The 5523-nt window shown below is 68.5% G+C and carries 5 protein-coding genes and 1 pseudogene; 3 read left to right on the forward strand and 3 right to left on the reverse strand.

The genetic code is table 11. The annotated features are described in order from the left end of the window. The first annotated feature begins 122 nt into the window (after window positions 1-122). The gene (locus AB0F91_RS46680) at window positions 123-572 is read left to right on the forward strand and encodes a hypothetical protein (protein ID WP_360608903.1); all 450 of its coding nucleotides are present in this window, start codon (window positions 123-125) and stop codon (window positions 570-572) included. A 296-nt stretch (window positions 573-868) separates the two neighbouring features. Here AB0F91_RS46680 and ctaD read toward each other — a convergent pair whose 3' ends face one another. Together ctaD and AB0F91_RS46690 are read right to left on the reverse strand one after the other, a co-directional pair. Next, a complete protein-coding gene (ctaD, locus tag AB0F91_RS46685; protein ID WP_360608910.1) occupies window positions 869-2566 on the reverse strand; it encodes a cytochrome c oxidase subunit I in 1698 nt (565 codons plus the stop codon). 193 nt (window positions 2567-2759) lie between these two features. Continuing rightward, window positions 2760-3248: a hypothetical protein gene (locus tag AB0F91_RS46690; protein ID WP_360608905.1), complete on the reverse strand. Its 489-nt coding sequence runs from the start codon at window positions 3246-3248 to the stop codon at window positions 2760-2762. 221 nt (window positions 3249-3469) lie between these two features. Here AB0F91_RS46690 and AB0F91_RS46695 point away from each other — a divergent pair. Continuing rightward, a pseudogene (locus tag AB0F91_RS46695) lies at window positions 3470-4405 on the forward strand (hypothetical protein). Between the two features lie 73 nt (window positions 4406-4478). Further along, window positions 4479-5336, forward strand: a complete 858-nt coding sequence (locus AB0F91_RS46700) for an SDR family oxidoreductase (RefSeq protein ID WP_360608907.1) — start codon at window positions 4479-4481, stop codon at window positions 5334-5336. Window positions 5337-5427: 91 nt separating this feature from the next. Here the strand turns inward: AB0F91_RS46700 and gvpK are convergent, their stop codons facing one another. Then, the gene (gene gvpK, locus AB0F91_RS46705) at window positions 5428-5517 is read right to left on the reverse strand and encodes a gas vesicle protein GvpK (RefSeq protein ID WP_360608911.1); all 90 of its coding nucleotides are present in this window, start codon (window positions 5515-5517) and stop codon (window positions 5428-5430) included. Window positions 5518-5523: the final 6 nt, after the last annotated feature.

A 5523-nucleotide genomic window follows, 5' to 3' on the forward strand; every position in this document is an offset into this window, starting at 1 on the left:
GCCCGGTTCACCGAGGCCGTGCTGGGTGACGATCACACGCTGGGCACGCCCGACCCGCCCCGCCTGCGGGCTGCCGGGCGGCCCGAGGAACTGGCTGGCCTGCTCGGCGGGAGGCTCAAGCGGTGACCACGTTGCCCCTGCCCGAAAGCTTCGCCCTCACCCTCCGCGGCTACGACCGCGAGCAAGTCGACGAACGGCTGGCCGAGCTGCACGAGGAACTGCGCTTGCTCGCCCTGGACCGGGACGCCGCGCAGTCCCAGGCCGAGATCCTCGCCACCCGGCTCGCGCAGGCCCGCACGGAGATCACCGCGCTGCGTGGTCAGCTCGACCGCCTGTGCCGCGCCCCGGCGGATCCGGCCGCGGTCGGTGCGAAGGTGAGCCGCTTGCTCACCTTGGCGCGGTCGGAAGCCGACGACCTCGTCCTGGCGGCTCAGCGCCGCGCGGCGGCCCTGCGTGCCGAAGCCCAGGACGCTGTTCGCCGGACCCAGGCCCAGCTGCGCGCGATCGACGAGGTCCTCGCCGACGCCGAATCGGTCCTGGACGAAAAGAGCACGCTGCACGTGGCGGCCTGATCGGATAGCCCGACGTCCGATGTGGATTCTCCGCGCGCGGTCGGCCCACGGCGTGGGCGATGCCTGCTGGACCAGGGCAGTGTCCTCGGCCGAGAACACTGCCCTGGCACAGCCTGCAAACCGGAAGCGCGTCACGTCGGCTCATCCGCCCAGGCCGACGTGACCCCGCCTGGCCGCCGGCGAGCTCGTGAACGCCCTGCGCTACGACCAACGGAGCTTCCCATGAGGACGATCGCCGGGCCCGGCCCGCGTGGCTGTACTCCGCGGTCAGCTCATCGAGCTTGCCCATGCAGCGCCTACATCCGCACCCGGTGCTTCTCGCGGCGGGCGATGTGCTTCTCTTCCTCGACCCGCTCGATCATCGCGGGGTAGTGCAGCTCGAAGGCGGGCCGCTCGGAGCGGATGCGCGGCAGCTCGTGGAAGTTGTGCCGCGGCGGCGGGCAGGTGGTCGCCCATTCGAGGGAGTTGCCGAAGCCCCACGGGTCATCCACGGTGACGACTTCGCCGTAGCGGTAGCTTTTCACGACGTTCCAGATGAACGGCAGCATCGATGCGCCGAGCACGAACGAGCCGATGGTCGAGATCGAGTTGAGGACGGTGAAGCCGTCGGTCGACAGGTAGTCGGCGTAGCGGCGTGGCATGCCTTCGGCGCCGAGCCAGTGCTGGACGAGGAACGTGAGGTGGAATCCGATGAACGTCAGCCAGAACTGCCATTTGCCGAGGCGCTCGTCGAGCATGCGGCCGGTCATCTTGGGGAACCAGAAGTAGATTCCGGCAAAGGTGGCGAACACGATCGTGCCGAACAGGACGTAGTGGAAGTGCGCGACGACGAAATAAGTGTCGTGCACATGGAAGTCCAGCGGCGGCGACGCGAGGATGACGCCGGTCAGCCCGCCGAGCAGGAACGTGACCATGAACCCGACCGACCACAGCATCGGTGTCTCGAAGCTCAGCGTGCCCTTCCACATCGTGCCGATCCAGTTGAAGAACTTGATCCCGGTCGGCACCGCGATCAGAAAGGTGAGGATCGAGAAGAACGGGAGTAGCACCGCGCCGGTGGCGAACATGTGGTGCGCCCACACGGTTGCCGAGAGTGCGGTGATGCCGATGGTCGCGAACACCATGAGCCGGTAGCCGTAGAGGGGTTTGCGGCTGAAGACCGGCACGATCTCGGTGACGATGCCGAAGAACGGCAGCGCAACGATGTACACCTCGGGATGGCCGAAGAACCAGAACAGGTGCTGCCAGAGAATCGCGCCGCCGTTGGCGGGGTCGAACACGTGAGCGCCGAGCCGCCGGTCGGCCTCCAGCCCGAACAGCGCGGCCGTGAGGATGGGAAACGCCAGCAGGATGAGGATCGCGGTGAACAGGATGTTCCAGGTGAACAGCGGCATCCGCCACATCGTCATGCCCGGGGCGCGCAGGCAGACGATGGTCGTGGTCATGTTGACCGCCCCGAGGATGGTCCCGAGCCCGGAGACGATCAGCCCCATGATCCACAGGTCTGCGCCGACGCCGGGGGAGTGCACCGCGTTCGAGAGCGGGGTGTAGGCGGTCCAGCCGAAGTCGGGGGCGCCGGCGGGGGTGAGGAACGCGCTGAGCACGATCAGCCCGCCGAAGAGGAAAAGCCAGTAGGAAAAGGCGTTGAGCCGCGGGAAGGCGACATCGGGCGATCCGATCTGCAGCGGCAGGATGTAGTTGGCGAAGCCGAACACGATGGGGGTCGCGTACAGCAGCAACATAATGGTGCCGTGCATGGTGAACAGCTGGTTGTACTGCTCCTGGGACAGGAACTGCAGTCCCGGCCGCGCAAGCTCGGACCGCATGAGCAGGGCCATGGCGCCGCCGGCCAGGAAGAACGCGGTGGCGGTGGTGAGATAGAGCAGGCCGATCTTCTTCGGATCGGTCGTCCGGGCCAGGGCGAGGAACACCGATCCACGAGGCGATCGCCTCGGAATCCGCACGATCGGTTCCGCGCGGGCGGTCGACTTCACCTGGGTCACTGGTTCCTCCCGGCTTCGGCGCATGGCTCGCGCCGTTTACCCGATCGGCGCGCGGCCTACACCTGCTTCGCCACCGGCTCCGACGCCGCCTCGTGCGGAAGCAGGAAGCCTTGCGCCGGGATGACGGGGCGCGCGCCGGCTGGCAGCCGGGCCGGCCGGACCTCGCCGCGTATGCGCAAGCAGCTCACCCCCGCCCGGCGATCCGGTTGATGGCCGCGGCGATCAGCTCCGGCTCCGCGACGGTCGCCGTCAGGGACGGGTGGCGGACGAGGCCCCATGGGTCGATGCCGGGAATCGGCCTGTGGAACCGGATGCAGACACCGCGCTGGCTCGTCGTGCCGAGTGTGAGGCCGTGGTCGGCGAGTGACAGCCGGGCGCCGAGGCCGCGCAGGGCGTTGAACGGGCCGGTTGTTTCGGCGCCCGCCAGATTGCTCAACGAAGTCGTGACCACCCAGGGGCCGAGTCGCACCCGCAGGCCGTCGGTGTCCAGCTGAAGGCCGCTGCGTTCGCCCAGCAGCCGCCGGATCCACGGCTGGGTGGCGGCGAATTTCGCCCGCAGCCGGTAGTGCACGGCAGTCTCGGCGAGGCTCGGGCCAGGTTCGTGGCGTGCTCTGGCCTGTCTGCAGTTCGCGTCGTCCTCGATGACTGTGTGCCGTTCACGCTGCGGGTGCATGAAGCCTCCTTCAGGACGGGACGGCGTACGAAGCCGCCCGCTGGGACTACCCGGTGGTCCGACACGAAAACCCGCCGGGTGCGATCGAACGTGACGCTGAAATTCGTGGATGTGGGCGTGCCGTGACGGGGGTATGCGGCCCGGGTGAAACTCGCCGTGCTGGACATCGGGTCGAATTCGGCCCAGCTGCAGGTGGTGGACGTGTTCCCCGGGCGCCGCCGTTGCCGGCGCACGCGGTCAAGGAACCGACGCTGCTCGCCGACGAACTGCAGCACGACGGCGCACTGAGCGAGACCGGGATCGAACGCGCGGTGTGCGCCGTGACTCGCGCCGTGGACCAGGCGGCGCGGCTCGGCGTAGACCACCTCTACCCGTTCGACACGCCGGCGGTCCGCGACGCGACGAACCGGGACGAGGTCATCGACCGGATCGAGGCGGTATCCGGGATCCGGCCCCAGTTCCTCTCCGGTGAAGAGGAAGCGCGGCTGACATATTTCGCTGTGCGCCGCTGGTACGGCTGGTCGGCGCGGCTGCTGCTGATCGACATCGGCGGCGGGTCGATGGAGCTGGTGCTCGGCCGGGATGTGAAACCCGAGCTGGCAATCTCGCTCCCGCTGGGCGCGGGCAGGCTCACCCGGGAACTCCTCGCTGCCGATCCGCCGACGAGTAAATAGGTGAAGCGGCTGCGCCGGCATGTGCAGGACACGCTGTCCGAAGTCCTCGACCGGTTGCGGTGGGAAGGCCCGCCTCGGCGGGTCGTCGCCACGTCCAAGACTTTCAACCAGCTGGCTCGCCTGTCCGGCGCCGCGGCGCAGCGCAAGGGGCCGTTCGTGACCCGCGAGCTCACGGTCGCGGCCCTGCGGGAACGCATCCCGCAGCTCACCGAGGCGACGGCGGCCGACCGCGCTCACCTCCGCGGCATTTCCCGCTCGCGCGCCCGGCAAGTCGTTGCCGGCGCGCTCGGCGCCGCGGGGGCCCTGTCCGCACTGGATGTCAAGCGCGTCGAGGTCTGCCCGTGGGCGCTGCGCGAGGGAATGATGCTGCGGCACCTGGAACGGATCGCGGAAACGCCGGCCCTGCCGCTTCTGCCGCTGACGCGGCACCGGGACGCCACGGTCCGCCCCCTGCGCCCCGCCGAGGAACGGCAGGCCCCCTGAGCGGTCCGGCCCGGTTCGATGCCCTGGGCGCGGGGTATTCGGCCCGAACGAACCGATACGCACAGGAGGACCGATGGCCGAAGATCGACTGCGTCCGCCGCAGCAGCAAGAGCCGCCTGGGCTGACCGAGGACATGGACCCCCGGCCTCGGGACACGATGGCGGACTACGAGGGCCGCGGGTTGTTGACCGGGCTCAAGACGCTGATCACCGGCGGGGATTCCGGAATCGGGCGCGCGGTGGCGATCGCGTTCGCCAAAGAGGGTGCCGACGTCGCGATCGCCTACCTGAGCGAGCACGCTGACGCCGAGTACACCGCCGAGCGAGTACGGGCCGAAGGCCGTGAGTGCCTGTTGCTGCCTGGTGACCTGGCCCGCGCGCAGCATTGCCGGGACGTCGTCGACCAGACCGTGAGTCACTTGCACGGCCTCGACATCCTGGTGAACAACGCCGCCACCCAGTGGCCGGTGGACAAGCCCGAGGACCTCGGTGACGAGCAATGGCTCCATACGTTCGACGTCAACATGCACAGCTATTTCCGGGTGACCTCAGCGGCGTTGCCGCACCTTCGGGAAGGATCGGTGATCATCAACACCGGCTCGGTCAACGGCTTGCGCGGCAACAAATCCCTCATCGACTACTCCGCGACCAAGGGTGCGATCCACGCGTGGACGATGGCGATGGCCCAGGCCTTGGCCGGCCGGGGCATCCGGATCAACTGCGTGGCGCCGGGCCCGGTGTGGACACCGCTCATCCCGTCCACGTTCCCGCCCGAGAAGGTGGAGAAGTTCGGGCTGCAGGTGCCGTTCGAACGCGCCGCGCACCCCGACGACCTCGCGCCGTCTTACGTATTCCTGGCGTCGAACCGGCTCTCGTCCTATTACAGCGGCGAAGTCATCGCAGCGCTCGGCGGCGAGACGACACCCGGCTGACCGATCGTGTCGAGCCGGGGAAGGCGCGCCTTGCTCAGGTTCACGACGTACGGGCTGCGACGACGCGAAATGCCGGAAAGTGAGCGAGAAACTATTCGTCGGAAAGGAGTGATCCCAGTGGTCCGAGATCGAGGTTGAGTTCGCGTCGCTCCAGTCCGAAGTGGTCGCACAATTCGTCCATGCGCAG

The sequence above is a fragment of the Amycolatopsis sp. NPDC023774 genome, assembly GCF_040639695.1.
GTDB lineage: Bacteria > Actinomycetota > Actinomycetes > Mycobacteriales > Pseudonocardiaceae > Amycolatopsis.